10 protein-coding genes are annotated in these 17,973 nt (G+C 71.8%); 5 read left to right on the forward strand and 5 right to left on the reverse strand.

Annotated elements, in window-relative coordinates; translation table 11 throughout:
* Positions 1-120: 120 nt before the first annotated feature.
* The 3 genes from GA0070612_RS01800 to mfd form a co-directional block, all read right to left on the reverse strand.
* Entirely contained in the window at positions 121-1,107 is a 987-nt protein-coding gene (locus GA0070612_RS01800; RefSeq protein WP_088986319.1) for a nucleoside triphosphate pyrophosphohydrolase, read from the reverse strand.
* Between the two features lie 2 nt (positions 1,108-1,109).
* Positions 1,110-1,862 carry a hypothetical protein gene (locus GA0070612_RS01805; protein ID WP_088991209.1) on the reverse strand — a complete coding sequence of 251 codons (753 nt, stop codon included), beginning with the start codon at positions 1,860-1,862 and terminating at the stop codon, positions 1,110-1,112.
* Positions 1,863-2,039: 177 nt separating this feature from the next.
* On the reverse strand, positions 2,040-5,672 hold the full coding sequence (mfd, locus tag GA0070612_RS01810; protein WP_088986320.1) for a transcription-repair coupling factor: 3,633 nt from the start codon (positions 5,670-5,672) through the stop codon (positions 2,040-2,042).
* Positions 5,673-6,229: 557 nt separating this feature from the next.
* On the opposite strand from mfd, the gene GA0070612_RS01815 reads away from it, so the two are divergent.
* Positions 6,230-7,144 carry a cyclase family protein gene (locus tag GA0070612_RS01815; RefSeq protein WP_088991210.1) on the forward strand — a complete coding sequence of 305 codons (915 nt, stop codon included), beginning with the start codon at positions 6,230-6,232 and terminating at the stop codon, positions 7,142-7,144.
* Between the two features lie 42 nt (positions 7,145-7,186).
* Here the strand turns inward: GA0070612_RS01815 and GA0070612_RS01820 are convergent, their stop codons facing one another.
* Entirely contained in the window at positions 7,187-8,227 is a 1,041-nt protein-coding gene (locus GA0070612_RS01820; RefSeq protein ID WP_088986321.1) for a S66 family peptidase, read from the reverse strand.
* A gap of 71 nt (positions 8,228-8,298) precedes the next feature.
* On the opposite strand from GA0070612_RS01820, the gene GA0070612_RS01825 reads away from it, so the two are divergent.
* Both GA0070612_RS01825 and ppc read left to right on the forward strand, forming a co-directional pair.
* On the forward strand, positions 8,299-9,333 hold the full coding sequence (locus GA0070612_RS01825) for a hypothetical protein (RefSeq protein ID WP_088986322.1): 1,035 nt from the start codon (positions 8,299-8,301) through the stop codon (positions 9,331-9,333).
* A gap of 198 nt (positions 9,334-9,531) precedes the next feature.
* A complete protein-coding gene (gene ppc, locus GA0070612_RS01830) occupies positions 9,532-12,318 on the forward strand; it encodes a phosphoenolpyruvate carboxylase (protein ID WP_088986323.1) in 2,787 nt (928 codons plus the stop codon).
* Between the two features lie 127 nt (positions 12,319-12,445).
* Here the strand turns inward: ppc and GA0070612_RS01835 are convergent, their stop codons facing one another.
* The gene (locus tag GA0070612_RS01835; RefSeq protein ID WP_088986324.1) at positions 12,446-13,237 is read right to left on the reverse strand and encodes a hypothetical protein; all 792 of its coding nucleotides are present in this window, start codon (positions 13,235-13,237) and stop codon (positions 12,446-12,448) included.
* Between the two features lie 54 nt (positions 13,238-13,291).
* Here GA0070612_RS01835 and GA0070612_RS01840 point away from each other — a divergent pair, with 54 nt between their 5' ends.
* Together GA0070612_RS01840 and GA0070612_RS01845 are read left to right on the forward strand one after the other, a co-directional pair.
* On the forward strand, positions 13,292-14,467 hold the full coding sequence (locus tag GA0070612_RS01840; RefSeq protein ID WP_088986325.1) for a DNA recombination protein RmuC: 1,176 nt from the start codon (positions 13,292-13,294) through the stop codon (positions 14,465-14,467).
* 137 nt (positions 14,468-14,604) lie between these two features.
* The gene (locus GA0070612_RS01845) at positions 14,605-17,901 is read left to right on the forward strand and encodes a S8 family serine peptidase (RefSeq protein WP_088986326.1); all 3,297 of its coding nucleotides are present in this window, start codon (positions 14,605-14,607) and stop codon (positions 17,899-17,901) included.
* The last annotated feature ends 72 nt before the right edge of the window (positions 17,902-17,973 follow it).

The raw sequence follows: 17,973 nt of genomic DNA on the forward strand, positions 1-17,973 counted from the left end.
CTACCGATCACCCCCGACAACGCCGCCGGTTCCGACGCACCGCCCGCCCGGGTCGATCCACCCCGTCGATCATGACGTTGTCGCCGTCCGCCTCGGCGTGCCGTGGCGACAACGTCATGATCAACGCGGGTCTGCGGGTGGGGGTTCGACGGCGCGGAGGGCTTCGGCGTAGGCGAGGGTCGTGCGCCGGAGGGCCGCCTCCGGGTTGATGCCCGCCTCGCGGGCAGCTGCCACCGTTGCCAGGAGGCTCGCACCCAGCCGTGCTTCGGCGTCCACCTGGGTGTCCGCCAGGGGCGGCGGAACACTCATGCCCGCCCGCGCGGCACGCTCCAGGATCTGCGTGGCCAGGGCCAGGGCCGGCTGGCTCAACGCGACGCCGTCCAGCACCGACGTCCGGGCCTTCTCCGCGCGCTTGATCCGCTCCCAGTTCTCGGTGATCTCCTCCAGGGTGCCCGCCTCGGCACCGGCGAAGACGTGCGGATTGCGCCGGATCATCTTGTCGACCAGGCCACCGGCCACGTCGTCGATGCTCCACCGCTCACCCTCGGGCAACTCCTCGGCGAGCCGCGCGTGCAACACCACCTGCAGGAGGACGTCGCCCAACTCCTCCCGCAGCGCGTCGGTGTCGTCGGCGTCGATCGCGTCGTACGCCTCGTAGCTCTCCTCCAGCAGATAACCGGCGAGGCTGCGGTGCGTCTGCGCACGCTTCCACGGGTCACCACCCGGCGAGGCCAACCGGTCCAACACGGCCACCGCGTCGAGCAGACGCGCGCCCGGTGGGTCCCACGAGCCGTACATCAGCTCCATCTCGGCCAACCCCGGCTCCCGGGCCAACCGCAGGCCCAACTCCCGGGCAAGAGCCTCGTCGCCGGCCGGGCCGGCCAACCACACCGCCGTGCCGTGCTCCGCCACCGTGTCCAGCAGCCGTTGCGTCGCCGGACCGTCCACCACGGCGACCTCGGCGCCCGCCTGGCGCACCGCCGTGACCAACTCGCTCTCCGCGCCGGTCAACACCGGGTGCCGGCGTACGACGTCCCAGGCCGCCGCCGTCAGCAGACCGGCCGGTAGCCGGGGCGACGTGACCAGCAGGACGATCCGTGCCGTCATGGTCAGCTGGCCGTGCCCTCGGCGTCGGGGGTGGCCGGCGACTCGACCGACTCCGGGGTGGACACGTCGGTGACCATGTCAGAGCCCGGCTCGCCCAGCGGCACGCTCACCGCCGGGATGTCACCGGGGAAGCTGAGCACCGGGAACTCCAGCGGGCGGTACCGGGGGCTGACCGTCACGTCGTAGCGCTCGACCGCCTCGACCAGCGACCGTCGGGTGGCCAGAGCGCCACGCAACTGGTCGCCGTCGAGCTGGCTGGCGGCCTCCTGGTCGCTCGTCGCGGCGGGGATCTGACCCGCCTCGCGGCCGACCGCGATCAGGGTCTTCATCTCCTGCTCGGTCGGCGCGACCGACTCGGACGGCACCCCGGACAGGCAGGTGTAGAGGGCGGACACCTGCTGCACGTACTCCGTGTCAGCCGTCAACTGGAGCGCCTGGGCTACCTGGTCGGCAGCCACCTGGCCACGCGGCTGGTAGTTCTTCTCGGCGGAGACCTGCTTGCAGACCTCGCTCAGCACCAGCACGCTGGCCACGTCGGCCGGGCCGGTCGGCTTCGGCGCCGGCTGGCCGGGCTGGCCGGCGGCGGGCGACTCCGGATTCTTGTCGCGCAGGTCCTTCAGCACGGCGGCAACCCGCTCGTCGGTGATGCGGTGGTCACCGATGTAGGCGGCGATGCCGGGCTCGGCACGACATCCGGAGAGGGCGATGAGACCGACCGCCACGCTGGCGACGGCGACAAGACGGCGAGCACGCATGACGGTCACTCTCTCACGGCTGAGCGCGCCGCTGTGACGCCCCCCACCGCACGAGCGGCTCGGGCCGACGCGCCTGCCGCCACTTCCCGGGGCGCCGGCCGGTGCCTCACCGGGCTCGGCGGGCACCGCCGCGCCCGGTGAGGCGTCGTGGCCGGCCGGCTGTCGCCGGTGACCGGCTCAGGCCGACGCGCCTGCCGCCGCCACTGCGGGGGCACCGAGCACATCGGAGAGCAACTGCGCGCACCACTGCAACAGCGCCTGGTCGCGCAACGGCTCCCCGCCGATCCGGCGGGTGGTCGGTCGGGGCACGCTGACCTGGTCGGTGGCCTGCTTGTAGACGGCATCCGGGTGGTAGCGCTTGAGCCGCAACTGCTTCGAATCCGGCAGCGGCAGCGGACCGAACCGGACGTGCTTGCCCTGCATCGACACGTCGGTCAGGCCGTAGCGGCGGGCCAGCAGACGGAACCGGGCCACCTCCACCAGGTTCTGCACCGGGGCCGGCGGCTCGCCGTACCGGTCGGTCATCTCGGCGATCACCTCGCCCAGCCGCTCCTCGTCGCGCGCCTCGGCGAGCTTGCGGTACATCTCCAGGCGCAGCCGCTCCACGCTCACGTAGTCGTGCGGCAGGTGCGCGTCGACCGGCAGATCGATCTTGACATCGACCTCCTCCTCCGGCCGCTCACCCTTGAACGCGGAGACCGCCTCGCCGACCATCCGCACGTACAGGTCGAAGCCGACACCCTCGATGTGCCCGGACTGCTCACCGCCGAGCAGGTTGCCGGCACCCCGGATCTCCAGGTCCTTCATGGCCACGTACATGCCGGCGCCCAGCTCGGTGTGCTGCGCGATCGTCGCCAGCCGCTCGTGGGCGTGCTCGGTGAGTGGCTTCTCCGGCGGGTACAGGAAGTAGGCGTACGCCCGCTCCCGGCCCCGGCCGACCCGACCCCGGATCTGGTGCAGCTGGGCCAGGCCGAGCAGGTCGGCCCGCTCCACGATCAGGGTGTTGGCGTTCGGAATGTCGATGCCCGACTCCACGATCGTGGTGCAGACCAGGACGTCGAACTCCTTCTCCCAGAAGCCGACCATCACCTTCTCCAGGGCTTCCTCGCTCATCTGCCCGTGGGCGACGGCGACCCGCGCCTCGGGCACCAGCTCGCGCAGCCGCCGCGCCGCCCGGTCGATCGACTCGACCCGGTTGTGCAGGTAGAAGACCTGCCCGTCGCGCAGCAACTCGCGGTGGATGGACGCCGCCACCTGCCGGTCGTCCTGCGCGCCGACGAAGGTGAGCACCGGGTGCCGCTCCTCCGGCGGGGTGGCGATCGTGGACATCTCCCGGATGCCGGTGATGGCCATCTCCAGGGTGCGCGGGATCGGGGTGGCCGACATGCTCAGCACGTCCACCGAGGCGCGCAGCGTCTTCAGGTGCTCCTTGTGCTCGACGCCGAACCGCTGCTCCTCGTCGACGATCACCAGCCCCAGCTGTTTGAACCGGGTGGCGGTCTGCAACAGCCGGTGCGTGCCGATGACGATGTCGACGGTGCCGTCGGCGACCATCTCCAGCGTCCGCTCGGTCTCCTTGGCCGTCTGGAACCGGGAGAGCTGCCGGATCTGGACCGGGAACTGGCTCATCCGCTCGGCGAACGTGTTGTAGTGCTGCTGCACCAGCAGGGTCGTGGGCACGAGCACCGCCACCTGCTTGCCGTCCTGCACCGCCTTGAACGCCGCCCGCACCGCGATCTCGGTCTTGCCGTAGCCGACGTCACCGCAGATCAGCCGGTCCATCGGGACGGTCTGCTCCATGTCCCGCTTGACCTCGTCGATCGCGGCGAGCTGATCCGGCGTCTCCTGCCAGGGGAAGGCGTCCTCCAACTCGCGCTGCCACGGGGTGTCCGGACCGAACGAGTGGCCCTTGGACGCCTTACGCGCCGCGTAGAGCTGGATCAGCTGGGCGGCGATCTCACGGACCGCCTTGCGGGCCCGAGCCTTGGACTTCTGCCAGTCCGAGCCGCCCATCTTGTGCAGCGTCGGCTGCTCCCCGCCCACGTAACGGGAGAGCTGGTCGAGCTGGTCGGTCGGCACGAACAGGCGGTCGCCGGGCTGCCCGCGCTTGCTGGCCGCGTACTCGATCACCAGGTATTCGCGGCTGGCGCCGTTGACGGTGCGCTGCACCAGCTCGACGTAACGGCCGATGCCGTGCTGCTCGTGCACCACGTGGTCGCCGGCCTTCAGCTCCAGTGGGTCGATGGTGTTGCGCCGCCGGCTGGGCATCTTGCGCATGTCCCGGGTCGACGTGCCCCGGCCACCTGTCACGTCGTTGCCGGTCAACAGCACGAAACGGGATGCCTCGTCGACGAAACCGCTGCCCAACGCGCCGCAGCTGACCACCAGCTCGCCGGGGACCGGCGCCGTCGGCACCTCCTCGGTCAACCGGGCGCCCAGCCCGGCGTCGCGCAGCACCTCCACCGCGCGCTGTGCGGGGCCGTGCCCCTCGAAGACCAGCGCGATCGACCAGCCGTCACCGGCCCAGCGCTTCAGATCGTCGACCACCCTGCTGGTCTCGCCGTGGTACAGCGGGGCCGGCTGTGCGCCGAGGGTCACCGCGATGGCGTCGTCCGGGGTGACGGCGGCCTCCTCGGGCGCGTCCTCCCAGGGTTGCCGAGTCTCCGTTGCCTCGGCCTCGACCAGGCCGAACGGTGACAGCGTCCACCACGGCTGGCCGAGCTTGCCGGCGGCCGCACGCACCTCGCCGAGGGTGCGGAAGGCGGCGGCGCCGACGTCCACCGGGGCCTGGCCGCCGACCGCGGCGGCGGCCCAGCTGGCCTGGAGAAACTCCTCCGAGGTACGCACCAGGTCGTGCGCCCTCGTGCGGATCCGCTCGGGGTCGCACAGCAGCACGTGGGTGCCGGACGGCATGGCGTCCAGCAGCAACTCCAGCGAGTCGGGGCCGACCAGCACCGGAGCCAGCGACTCCATGCCCTCCACCGGAATGCCCTCGGCCAGCTTGTCGAGGATCTCGGCCAGCTCGGGGTGCTGCTCGGCGAGCGCGGCGGCCCGCTCCCGGACCGCCGGGGTCAGCAGCAGCTCCCGGCAGGGCGGTGCCCAGAGCAGCGGAACCTGCTCGATGGTCCGCTGGTCGGCCACCGCGAAGGTGCGGATCTCCTCCACCTCGTCGCCCCAGAACTCGACCCGGGACGGGTGCTCGTCGGTGGGCGGGAAGACGTCCAGGATCCCGCCGCGCACGGCGAACTCGCCACGCTTGGTGACCAGGTCGACCCGCGCGTACGCCATGTCGATCAGTCGGCGGGCGACCGCTTCGAGGTCCGCCTCCTCGCCGGCGGCGAGCTGCACCGGCTCCAGGTCGCCGAGCCCCTTGAGCTGCGGCTGGAGCAGCGAACGGACCGGGGCCACGACCACTCGCAGCGGGCCCGTGGCACCGTGCGCGTCGGTGGCCTCCGGGTGCGCCAGCCGGCGCAGCACGGCCAGTCGTCGACCCACAGTGTCCGAGCGTGGGGACAGCCGCTCGTGCGGCAGCGTCTCCCAGGAGGGGAAGACGACCACCTGCTCGGCGGGCAGCAACGCACCCAGGGCGGCGACCAGGTCGTCGGCCTCCCGGGTGGTGGCGGTCACCGCCAGCACGGGCCGCCCGGCCCCCTGGTTGTCAGCGGCGACCGCCGCGACGGCGAACGGGCGCAGCGCCGCCGGAGCGGTGATGTCGAGGCCGTCGACCTGGGCGGCACCGGAGCGCGCCAGGTCACGCGCCCGGGCCAGCCCGGGGTCGGCCAGGGCGGCGGTGAACAGACCGGTGAGCAAGGGAATCCTTCCAGGGGAGTCGACGCACACGACGGCGGCCCCGCGTCCAGCCGGACGGGGGGTGCACGACAACCAGCCTATCTCCGTCGACCGACAGACACCCGCTTCCGCCGAGGTCCCCGCGCCCCGCGCCCCGCGCCCCGCGCCCCGCGCCCCGCGCCCCGCGCCCCGCGCCCCGCGCCCCGCGCCCCGCGCCCCGCGCCCCGCGCCAAGATCCTCACAACATCGGCGATAGTGCTGCATCCGACGCGCGGGACACACCAACATCCCCGATATTGCGCGGATCTTGACCTCCCCAAGGACCCGGGCGAGGTTCGGGGCGACCCACCGCCGCCAAGGTCACGCTCGAACAAGAAGTAGGGGCCTCACCGATGCGCCGACACCACTACATCCTTGATATTGCGCGATCTTGAAGAGTGGAGGGCCCTCCGGCACAGACGTCGCCGACCCGCACACCTTGCTCGCCCCAAGATCCGCGCGGGGAGCCGACGCCCCGGCCTGCCGTGGGCGTCCTGCGGATCTTGACCGATCGCCCGCTGACGTGGTCGGGTTTGTGGATGGGTGAGCAGTGGCGGGCGCAGTTCGACGCGGAGGTGAGCTTCGCCAACGGCGGCGGGCTGCGTACCGAGGGGTTTCGGCTGGACATTCCGGGTCGGGACATCGGCGATGAGGACCTGGCGGCGTTGTTCGTCCGTCACCTCGGGTTGCTGATGGTCGCCGAGGTGCGGATCAGCGCGAAGTCGATCATCGAGGAAGCACACAAGGGCGGTCGGGGCGTGGCCGTCGGTCAGCCCGCACCCGGCCGCAGGCTGGTCGAGTTGAGCCACGTGATCAGCGACGGGATGATCACCCTGCCCGGCTGGCCGGGGCCCCGGATCACCGACTGGCTGACCTTCGCGGCGTCCCGGGAGCGCTATGCGGCCGGCACCGAGTTCCACGTGGCCCGGATCGACCTGATCGCCAACACCGGCACGTACGTGGACACTCCCGCCCACCGCTGGGCCGGCCGCGACGACCTGACCGGGGTGCCGCTGGACCGTCTCGCCGACCTGCCCGGGGTGGTGGTCCGGGTGCCGGCCGGCACCCGCGCCGTGGATCGGCTGATGCTCGCCCCGTACGAGGTGAGTGGTCGGGCGGTGCTGCTGCACACCGGGTGGGATGTGCACTTCGGCACGGAGCGGTACGGCGCGCCGGAGGCGCCGTACCTGACCGGGGACGCCGCTCAGGCGTTGGTCGACGCGGGCGCGGCACTGGTCGGCATCGACTCGATCAACATCGACGACATGAGCCCGGCGGCCGGAGGTCTGCGTCCCGCGCACAGCACTCTGCTCGCCGCGGACGTCCCGATCGTGGAACACCTGACCGGCCTGGACGCGCTGCCGCCGACCGGCTTCCGGTTCACCGCGACCCCACCGATGGTGGCCGGCATGGGCACCTTCCCGGTCCGCGCCTTCGCCGTCGTCAACCCCTGACGCGACACGCCCGGGGCCCGCGCGTGCCACCGCCCACCCGTGTCAGTAGCGCACCGAGATTCGGCGCGCGACGGCGTCCACCTGGATCTCCCCGCCGTACGGGATGATCACCTGCGGGTCGGTGTGGCCGAGGTCGACGTCGAAGACCACCACCGCGTCCGGGTGGTACGGCGCGAGCGCCCGCAGGACCGCTTCCCGCTGGGCCTCGCCCCACGCCTGCCGTTCCGGCACCGACAGCGGCTTGTCGAAGTCCCACGCCTTCGGGCGCCCGACGATGACGGCTCCGAGGGCGGCAAGCAGGCCCCGCTCCCCCATGTTCCGCACGATCCGGAACACCTCCCGGGCGCTCGGCATCTCCTGGGAGGTCTCGAAGAGCAGCACGGACCCGGCCAGTTCGTCGGCGGTCGGTACCCGGTCGACGGCCATCAGCCAGTGCAGGATCTCCAGGTTGCCGCCCCAGGTGTGCCCCCGCACCATCCGCTGGGGGCCGTGCCAGCGCCAGCCCTCGCCGGGCAGCATCTCCGGCTCGTACGCCAGCGTCTCCGGCTCGGTCCACGGGTTGGGCCGGTCACCCCAGGTGGGCGCGGGCGTCAGCTCGTACCAGTCGGTGGTGAACAGCGCGGCGCGCAGCGAGTCGACTGTCAGCGGGTGCGGCGCGCCCGGCCGGCCGAGGTGCACGAGCACCGACCCACCGTGGTACGCGACGACGCCCAGCCGGTACAGGTGGTTGAGCACGTTCGTGTTGTCCGAGTACCCGAAGTAGGGCTTGGGGTTGGCCCGCAGCACGTCGTCGTCGAGGTGCGGGGTGACCGTGATCAGGTCGTCGCCGCCGACCGTGGCGAGCACCGCGGTGATGCTCGGGTCGGCGAACGCGGCGGTCAGGTCGCGGGCCCGGTCGCGCGGGTCCGCACCCATGATCCGGGTGGTCGGGTACTCCACCGGCTCCAGGCCGAGCTCCTCGCGCAGCCGGCGCAGCCCCAACTCGTACACGTGGGGGAAGAGACCCGGCAGACCGGCGGAGGGTGAGACGACCGCGACCCGGTCGCCCGGCTGCGGTTTGGGTGGATAGATCGGCGCCCCCATGATCGAAGGCTAACGACCCGGCCAACCGGTTTCCGTCCTGCCGCTCGGGGAACGGACATTAGGCTTCCAACGTGGATGAAGCACCGCAAAGCCGCGACCGTGACTGGTCGCCGCGCAGCATCGGCCTGCTCATCGGCACGCTCGCGCTGGCCACCGCGTTCATCGCGGCCTACGTCGGAGCACTGCACCAGCCCACACCGCGCGACCTGCCGACCGGCGTCGTCACCAGCGACCACCGCGCGCGGGCCACCCTCGACGCCGTCCGCGACCAGACCAGCATCCTCAAACCCATCGAGTACGACGACACGGCCGCCGCCGAGCACGGCCTGCTCAGCCGTGCCGTGTACGCGGTGCTCAGCACCGGCCCGGACAACGGCCTGCTCCTGACTGTGGCGAGCGCCTCCGGACCCTCCGCCACCAGTGCGATCAAGGAGGTCCTCAGCACCGCCGCCACCCGCTCCGGCACCCCGTTGCAGATCGTCGACCGGGTGCCGGTCACCCCGGACGACCCGCGCGGCGTGGTGCCGTTCTACCTCAACGTCGGGTACGTGCTCGGCGGTTACCTCGCCTCGACAGTGCTGGGGATCTCCGCCGGCACGACCCCACGGTCGGCGCGGCGGGCTGGACTCCGCACCGCCGCGCTGGCGGTCTACAGCGTGCTGCTGGGCATCGCGGGTGCCGTCGTGGTCGGGCCGGTCCTGGACATCTGGCAGCACGACGTGCCGACGATCGCCGCGATCGGCACACTGGCCGTCTTCGCCGCCGCGATGTTCGCCAGCGCCATCCAGGGGTGGCTCGGTGTCGCGGGCACCGCACTCGTCATCCTGCTGCTGGTGGTACTCGGCAACCCCGGCTCCGGCGGCATCTACGCACCGGAGTTCCTGCCCGGGGTGCTGCGCGGCATGCACCGGTGGAACATCCCCGGGCTCGCCAACGACCTCACCAAGGCGGCGGTCTACTTCGACTGGCGATCCGCCGGCTGGCCGGCGATCGCCCTCGCGCTCTGGGCGGTGGCCGGCATCGTCGGGTTGGTCAGCGCGAGCCTCGTCCGCGGTCGCCGGAGCATCGCGGCCACCCCCGGACGGCACGCCCCGACCCCTCGGTGACCGACCGAACCGCCGCTGCCACCCCGGAACGGCACGCCCCCACCCCACCGTGAGCGGCCACGGTGGCTGAGATCACGCCGCAAACGCCGACCCGGAGCCAGTGGATCACCCGGGGGCCCTCCGCACATCCCGTGCGCGCGGATACCATCCAGTAAGTCGGACAGCGCTGTCCTTCGTCACCACGTAAGGGAGCGCATCGTGACCGATCAGCACGACCACGACGGCCCGGACGCCGCGCTGCGGGCCGACATCCGCCGACTCGGCACCCTGCTCGGGCAGACGCTGGCCCGCCAGGAGGGTCGTCCGCTGCTCGACCTCGTCGAGGAGATCCGCGCCCAGGTCCGCAGCGACGCCCCGGCGGCCGCACAGCGCCTCGGCGGGCTCGACGTGACCACCGGCACCAAGCTGGCGCGAGCCTTCTCCACCTACTTCCACCTGGCCAACATCACCGAGCAGGTGCACCGTGCGCGGGATCTGCGCCGACGCCGCGCGGTGCAGGGCGGGTGGTTGGACCAGGCCGCCAAGATGATCGCCGAGCGTGGGGTCCCGGCGGACGAGATCGCCAACGCGGCACGCCGGTTGGCGGTCCGTCCGGTGTTCACCGCCCACCCGACCGAGGCGGCCCGCCGCTCGATCCTGTCCAAGCTGCGGGCGATCGCCGACGAGCTGGACACCGAGACGGCCAACGCGATCCTCTACGGCGCCAGCGACGAGGGCCCCGCCAACCGCCGGCTGGCCGAGTTGCTGGACCTGATGTGGCAGACCGACGAGCTGCGCCTCGACCGGCCGGACCCGACCGACGAGGCCCGCAACGCCATCTACTACCTGCGCGACCTGTACGCCGAGGCCGCCCCCCAGGTGCTCGACGACCTGGCCGACACGCTGCGTACCCTCGGCGTGGAGACCTCGCCGACGGCCCGGCCGCTGAGCTTCGGCACCTGGATCGGCGGCGACCGCGACGGCAACCCGTTCGTCACCCCGGCGGTCACCCGCGAGGTGCTGACCATCCAGCACGAGCACGGCATCGCCGCGACCGAGAAGGCGATGGACCACCTCATCAACGAGGTCTCGGTCTCCCGCCGACTGCGCGGGGTGTCCCTCGACCTGTCCGCCAGCCTCGCCGCCGACCTGGACGCGCTGCCCGAGGTGGCGACGCGGTTCCGTCGGGTCAACGCGGAGGAGCCGTACCGGCTCAAGGCACGCTGCGTGAAGGCGAAGCTCGCCAACACCCGGCAACGGCTGCGCCAGGGCACCGCGCACGTGCCCGGCCGGGACTACCGCGGCTCCGCCGAGCTGATCGCCGACCTCGACCTGCTGCGCGCCTCGCTGGCCCGCAACTCGGGGCAGCTCACCGCCGTCGGCCGGCTGGCCTCCACCATCCGTACGGTCTCCGCGTTCGGTCTGCACCTGGCCACCATGGACGTCCGGGAGCACGCCGAGGCCCACCACGCGGTGCTCGCCCAGCTCTACGAGGCGGTCGGCGAGGTCTCCGACTACCCGGCGCTGACCCGGCTGGAGCGCACCAAACTGCTCGCCGACGAGCTGACCGGCCGACGGCCGCTGTCCACCGTCGACACGTCGCTGACCGAGCCGGCCCGCAAGACGTTCGACGTGTTCGGGACCATCCGGGAGGCACAGGACCGGTTCGGCGCCGAGGTGATCGAGTCGTACATCATCTCGATGACCCTGGGTGTCGACGACGTCCTGGCCGCCGTGGTGCTGGCCCGTGAGGCCGGTCTGGTGGACGTGCACAGCGGGCGGGCCCGGGTCGGGTTCGTGCCGCTGCTGGAGACTCCGGCCGAGCTGAACGCCGGCGGTGAGCTCCTCGACGAGCTGTTGTCGCTGCCCGCGTACCGGGCGCTGGTGAGCGCCCGGGGCGACGTGCAGGAGGTGATGCTGGGCTACTCCGACTCGAACAAGGAGGCCGGGATCACCACCAGCCAGTGGTCGATCCACCGGGCGCAGCGCGCGCTGCGCGACGTGGCCGCCCGGCACGGGGTGCACCTGCGGCTGTTCCACGGCCGCGGCGGCACTGTCGGGCGCGGCGGCGGGCCGACCCACGAGGCGATCCTGGCCCAGCCGTACGGCACGCTGGACGGCGCGATCAAGGTGACCGAGCAGGGTGAGGTGATCTCCGACAAGTACACCCTGCCGTCCCTGGCCCGGGAGAACCTGGAGCTCACCCTCGCCGCGGTGCTCCAGGCGACCCTGCTGCACACCGCGCCCCGGCAGCCCGCCGAGATGTTGGAACGCTGGGACGCGACGATGGACGTGGTCTCCGAGTCCGCGTTCCGCTCCTACCGTTCCCTCGTCGAGGAGCCGGACCTGCCCGCGTACTTCTGGGCGTCCACCCCCACCGAGTTGCTCGGCGCGTTGAACATCGGCTCCCGGCCGGCGAAGCGCCCGAACACCGGCGCGGGCCTGTCCGGTCTGCGGGCGATCCCGTGGGTGTTCGGCTGGACGCAGACCCGGCAGATCGTGCCGGGTTGGTTCGGTGTCGGCTCCGGGCTGGTCGCCGCGCGCGAGGCCGGTCTAGCCGACGTGCTGGCGGAGATGCACCGCAACTGGCACTTCTTCCGTACGTTCCTGTCGAACGTCGAGATGATGGTGACCAAGACCGACCTGACCATCGCCCGCCGGTACGTGGAGACGCTGGTGCCGAAAAAGCTGCACCCGATCTTCGAGCAGATCGAGCAGGAGTACGAGCTGACCAAGCGGGAGCTGCTGGCGGTCACCGCCTCACCCGCCCTGCTGGACAACTCGCCGGTCCTCCAGCGCACCCTTGCCGTCCGCGACACCTACCTGGAGCCGTTGCACCACCTCCAGGTGGCGCTGCTGCGGCAGTACCGGGAGTCCGGTGCCGCCGGACGGGCGGTGGCCACCGCGCCGGGCGGTCGACGCGCACCGAGCGACGGCACGGCCCTGGAGCGGGCGCTGCTCACCACTGTCAACGGCATCGCCGCCGGAATGCGCAACACCGGCTGATCAGCTGAACCGGCCGAGCCGGCCGAGCCGGCCGAGCCGGCCGATCATGGAGTTGTGGTGCCCCGCATAAGCCGCCTACAGGGGCGCATCGGTCACCACAACTCCATGATCGACGGGGTGGGCGGGGTCAGAAGTCGCCGCCACCGAAGTCACCACCGAAGTCGCCGCCGCCGAAGTCGCCGCCGGCGTAGTCGCCGCCGCCGAAGTCACCGCCCTGGTCGCCGCCGCCGAAGTCGCTGCCCTGGTCACCGCCCTGGTCGAAGCCGTCGCCGAAGCCCTCCTGGTAGCCGGCGTCGTAGCCGTAGCCGGGGTCGGCGAAGGCCGGCGAGAACAGCGCGTCGGCGATCAGGATGCCGCCGAGCACGCCCGCGCCGGCGCCGAGCGCCGTCTTCCACCACGGCGTCGAATACCACCCGGCCGGCACCGGCCGGCCCTGATAGCGCCCACCGGGGTAGTAGTACGGCGTTTCCCGGCCGGGTTGCGGGCCGGCCCGGAAGGTCTGCCCCTGCACGTCGACCTCGCGTTCCTTGGTCAGCTGGCCCACCCCGCGGGCGGCGGCCAGCGCTGGCACCTCGGGGCCCGGGTCGATGCCCAACGCGGTACGCGCCGCCCGGATGTAGGCCAGCCCTTCCAGCGCGGTCTCCCGAGCCAGCTCGAACTGGTGCGGCGTACGCGCCTGCTCCAACTGCGAGCCGGCCGCGTTGTACCGCTCACCGGCGTCGGCCAGCGCCTGGCGTACCGCCGGGTCGTCACCGTGCAGGTTGATCAACTGACCGCCGAGGCGCTCGTACCACCGTTGCGCGTCGGCGCGGGCGTCTCCGAGCGCGGTGCGTCGACGGGCGTTGGCCCTCGTGCTGGCCAGCACGCCGGCACCTACCACGCCGATGACGATGACCGCGAGGCACAGGACAGCTTCCATGCACTCGAACGTACCCCCGGGTGTCACGTCGTATCCGTCTGGCAAGCTCCGGTGATGGACGTCTCCACCCTGCTCCTGGTGATGGTGTGCCTCGGTGCCGGCGGGGCGGTCGGCTGGCTCGCGGCGCGTTCCCGGTCGGCGGCCGACATCGCCCGCCTCGACGCCACCCTGGCCGCCACCCGCGAGGGCGAGGGCCGGCTGGAGCAGTCCATGCGGGCGCTCAGCTACGAGGCCACCGCGCAGTCCCAGGAGGCGGTGGCCCGGGCTGTCGCCCCACTGCACGACACCCTGCGCCGCTACGAGCAGCGGGTGGCGGAGCTGGAGCACGAGCGGGTCGACGCGTACGCCGAGCTGCGCGAGCAGGTCCGCTCGATGAGCACCGTCTCCGGTGAGTTGCGCACCGAGACCAAGCAGTTGGTGGCGGCGCTGCGGGCACCGCAGGTGCGGGGCCGCTGGGGTGAGCACCAGCTGCGCCGGATCGTCGAGGCGGCCGGGATGTTGGAGCACTGCGACTTCGCCGAGCAGGTCACCGCCGCCACCGACCAGCAGGTCGTCCGACCGGACCTGGTGGTCCGGCTGCACGGCGGCCGATCCGTCGTGGTGGACGCCAAGGCGCCGTTCGACGCGTACCTGACGGCCATGGAGTCGCGCGACGAGCGCGGCCGGGACACCCACCTCGACGCGCACGCCCGGCACCTGCGCGGGCACGTCGACGCCCTGGCCGCGAAGTCGTACTGGTCGGCGTTCGACAGCGCACCCGAGTTCGTGGTGCTGTTCGTCCCCGCCGACCCGTTCCTCGACGTCGCGCTCCAGCGTGACCCGACGCTGTTGGAGCACGCCTTCACCCGCAACGTGGTGCTGGCGACGCCGGCCACGCTCGTCGCCCTGCTCCGCACCGTGGCCTACTCGTGGCGGCAGGAGGCGCTGGCCCGCAACGCCGTCGCGGTGCACACTCTCGCCCGTGAGCTGTACGGGCGACTCTCCACCCTGGGCGACCACGTGGGCAAGCTCGGCTCGTCGCTGGCCGGTGCCGTGACCGCGTACAACCGGGCGGTGGGTTCGTTGGAGGCGCGGGTGCTGGTCAGCGCCCGCAAGCTCGCCGAGTTGGGCGTCTCGGACGATGAGTTGGCGACGCCCGCGCAGGTCGAGTTGACGCCCCGGCAGCCGCAGGCGCCCGAGCTGGTCGACCCGGCCGACGACGAAATCCCGACACGCCGACCATCTATGTGACAGTGCGTATGCATGCATGTCACGAAGTGGTCACAAGGGACTGACCAGTAGTGACAGTGCTCATTGATACACCGAAAGATTTTGCTCACCCACGCGCCCATGTTCCTGAGGGCCCTGTTCTCTGGAGGAAAGAGAACGTGAGCAAACCCCGAGATCTGCGTCGGCGTACCTCTGCCGCGCTCTTCGCGTCGGTCCTGGCGGCTGGCGCCGTGACCGTCGTGGGTGGTGCCGCCACCGCGGCCGCCGCCCCCGTCACCACACCGGACGCTTCCCCGGCCACCGCCGCCGAGACGCTGGGCGCTCACGACGCCAAACTGCTCAGCGAGGCCAGAGCCAAGAAGGCCCCCACCGTCACCCTGATCGTCTCCACCGAGAAGGGCGAGGCGGGGGACGTCGCCGACAGCCTCACCAAGCTCGGCGGCACCGTCAGCCAGCGGCAGGACAAGGTCGGCTTCGTGCTGGCCAAGGTCCCGACCGACAAGGCCCTCACGGCGGCGCGGCTGCCCGGTGTGTCGGCCGTCGACCTGGACGAGGTCATCCAGCTGCCCGACCCGGCAGCGGAGAAGACCTCCGTCGGAGCCGCCGCCGCGCGGCAGGCCACCGTCGCGGCGCCGGGTGAGGCCACCCGGGCGGACAACCCGTACATGCCGACCAACGAGACGGGCGCTGTCAGGTTCACCGACGTCCACCCGGAGTGGGACGGCCGGGGCGTGACGATCGGCATCATGGACTCCGGTGTGGACCTGGCCCATCCGGCGTTGCAGCAGACCACCACCGGCGAGCGCAAGATCGTCGACTGGGTGACCGCTACCGACCCGCTGGAGGACCCGACGTGGCGGCGGATGCAGGCCGAGGTCGCCGGCCCGTCGTTCACCATCGCGGGCGGCACCTGGACGGCACCTGCCGGCACGTACCGGTTCAACCTGTTCAGCGAGTCGGTCACCGCCGCCAGCGACGCCCGGGGTGACGTCAACCGCGACGGCGACACCACCGACACCTGGGGTGTGCTCTACGACCCGGCCACCAACAACATCTGGGTCGACGCCAACCAGAACCGCAACTTCACCGACGACCCGATGATGCGGCCGTACAAGGAGAAGTACGACGTCGGCTACTTCGGCACCGACAACCCGGCTACGGCGGTCGCCGAGCGGCAGCCCTTCGTCGTCGAGTTCCGCAAGAACGTGAACACCGCGCCGATCGGCCTTCCGGGCCTGTGGGACTACGTCAACATCGGCATCGTCGAGAGCACCCACGGCACCCACGTCGCCGGCATCACCGCCGCCAACGACATGCTCGGCAACGACGTCTTCGACGGCGCGGCACCGGGTGCCAAGCTGGTCTCCGCCCGCGCCTGCTCGTGGGGCGGCGGCTGCACCGCGGCGGCCCTCACCACCGGCATGGTCGACCTGGTGGCCAACCGTGGGGTCGACATCGTCAACATGTCGATCGGCGGCCTCCCGGGCCTGAACGACGGCAACAACGCCCGGGCGAACCTCTACAACGAACTGATCGAGACGTACGGCGTGCAGCTGGTGATCTCGGCCGGCAACTCCGGTCCGGGTCTCAACACCGTCGGTGACCCGTCCGTCGCCAGCAACGTGATCAGCGTCGCCGCCAGCATCAGCAAGGACACCTGGCTGGCCAACTACGGCTCGGTGGTGCGGAAGAAGAACGCGCTGTTCAACTTCTCCTCCCGTGGCCCGCGCGAGGACGGCGGCTTCAAGCCGAACATCGCCGCTCCCGGCTCGGCCATCTCCACCGCGCCGACCTGGCAGCTCGGGGCCCCGGTTGCCGAGGCCGGCTACGCGCTGCCCCCGGGCTACGCGATGCTGAACGGCACCTCGATGGCGTCCCCGCAGACCGCCGGCGCCGGCGCGCTGCTGTTGTCGGCCGCCAAGGCCACCGACCGGGGCGTCAGCCCGGCCGCGCTGCGGCGTGCCCTGTTCACCTCGGCCAAGCCGATCGCCGACGTGCCGACGTACGCGCAGGGCTACGGCATGGTCAACGTGCCGGGCGCCTGGCAGCTCCTGCGCCAGGGCGTCGAGACCCGGTCGTACGTCTCCGACGCGGCGGTCTGCAGCCCGCTGGCCGACCAGCTGACCATCTGGAACGGCGTGAAGTTCGTGCCGAACCCGGGTCGGGGCACCGGCGTCTACAACCGTTGTGCCGCCTCCGACGGCGGCCACAAGGTCGGGCAGGGCAAGACCTACCCGGTCACGATCACCCGTACCAGCGGCCCGGCCGGCACCATCCGGCACGACATCACGTTGCAGGGCGACGACGGCACGTTCAAGGCGCCGAAGACTGTCGCGCTGCCGCTCAACAGGGCCGTCACCGTCAACGTGACCGCCAAGCCGACCGCCGAGGGCGCCCACGGCGCGATCATGCGGATCGACGACCCGGCCACGAACGTGGTCGACTTCGAGGTCTCCACAGTGGTGGTGGCCTCGAACGACGTGAAGAAGCCGACCTTCGCGTACACCAACGAGGGATCCGTCGACCGCAACGGCTACACGTCGTACTTCGTGACGGTGCCGGAGGGCGCCAAGGCGCTCCAGGTGAACCTGTCCGGGATCGCCACCGGTTCCCAGACCCGGTTCATCGCCATCAACCCGCTGGGCGTGCCGGTGGAGGCCACCACCAGCACCGTCTGCTACACCAACTTCTCCGACGTCAACGTCTGCAAGCCGCAGGAGCGGGACTACCAGAACCCGCTGCCCGGGGTCTGGGAGATCGAGGTGGAGTCGCGGCGGACCTCGCCGGCGCTGAACAACCCGTTCAAGCTCCAGGTACGGGTGCAGGGCCTGTCGGTCGAGCCGGCGCTGGTCGAGCTGCCCAGCGTCGAGGCCGGTGAGCCGACCACCGTGAGCTGGGGCGTGACGAACGTCTTCGGCCCGGTCTCGGTCAGCGGCCGGAGCGGCGCGCTGACCGGTGTGCGCACCGAGCGTCCGACCATCACCGAGGGCGGCCCCAACCAGGAGTGGACCGTCGAGATCCCGGCGGGCACGTCGACGTTCACCGCCCGGATCGGCAACCCCGCCAACGCGGGCGCCGACCTGGACCTGTTCGTCTACCGGGGGGACGCCGAGGTCGGCCGGGCCGCCGACGGCGACTCGGAGGAGGCGGTCACGCTGACCAACCCGCCCGCGGGCACCTACCGCGTGGTGGTGGAGCCGTACGGGGTCGACGGGCCGGGCACCAGCACCGCGTACGACTACTACGACGCGTTCGCGTCCACGTCGCTGGGCACGATCACCGCCCCGGCGACCGCGGTGCCACTGATGCACGGCGAGTCGACCACCATCACCGGCACGGTGACGGCGGTGGCCGTTCCGGCGGACGGGCGGCAGCTCTCCGGTGAGCTGGCGATCGTCACCACCGAGGGCGCGGTCGTCGGCCGCGGCACCGTTTCCATCGGCGCCGTGAACTGATCACTCCGTAACACCGACAGGAGCCCGCCCCCGGATCCGGGGGCGGGCTCCTGCCTGTCCGAGCGAGGGGTC

The organism is Micromonospora chokoriensis (assembly GCF_900091505.1).
Taxonomy (GTDB): Bacteria; Actinomycetota; Actinomycetes; order Mycobacteriales; family Micromonosporaceae; genus Micromonospora; species Micromonospora chokoriensis.

Coding starts and splice junctions, on each gene's coding strand:
- GA0070612_RS01800 (WP_088986319.1), bottom strand. CDS start 1,107: ATGACGGCACGGATCGTCCTGCTGGTCACGTCGCCCCGGCTACCGGCC.
- GA0070612_RS01805 (WP_088991209.1), bottom strand. CDS start 1,862: ATGCGTGCTCGCCGTCTTGTCGCCGTCGCCAGCGTGGCGGTCGGTCTC.
- GA0070612_RS01815 (WP_088991210.1), top strand. CDS start 6,230: ATGGGTGAGCAGTGGCGGGCGCAGTTCGACGCGGAGGTGAGCTTCGCC.
- GA0070612_RS01820 (WP_088986321.1), bottom strand. CDS start 8,227: ATGGGGGCGCCGATCTATCCACCCAAACCGCAGCCGGGCGACCGGGTC.
- GA0070612_RS01835 (WP_088986324.1), bottom strand. CDS start 13,237: ATGGAAGCTGTCCTGTGCCTCGCGGTCATCGTCATCGGCGTGGTAGGT.
- GA0070612_RS01840 (WP_088986325.1), top strand. CDS start 13,292: ATGGACGTCTCCACCCTGCTCCTGGTGATGGTGTGCCTCGGTGCCGGC.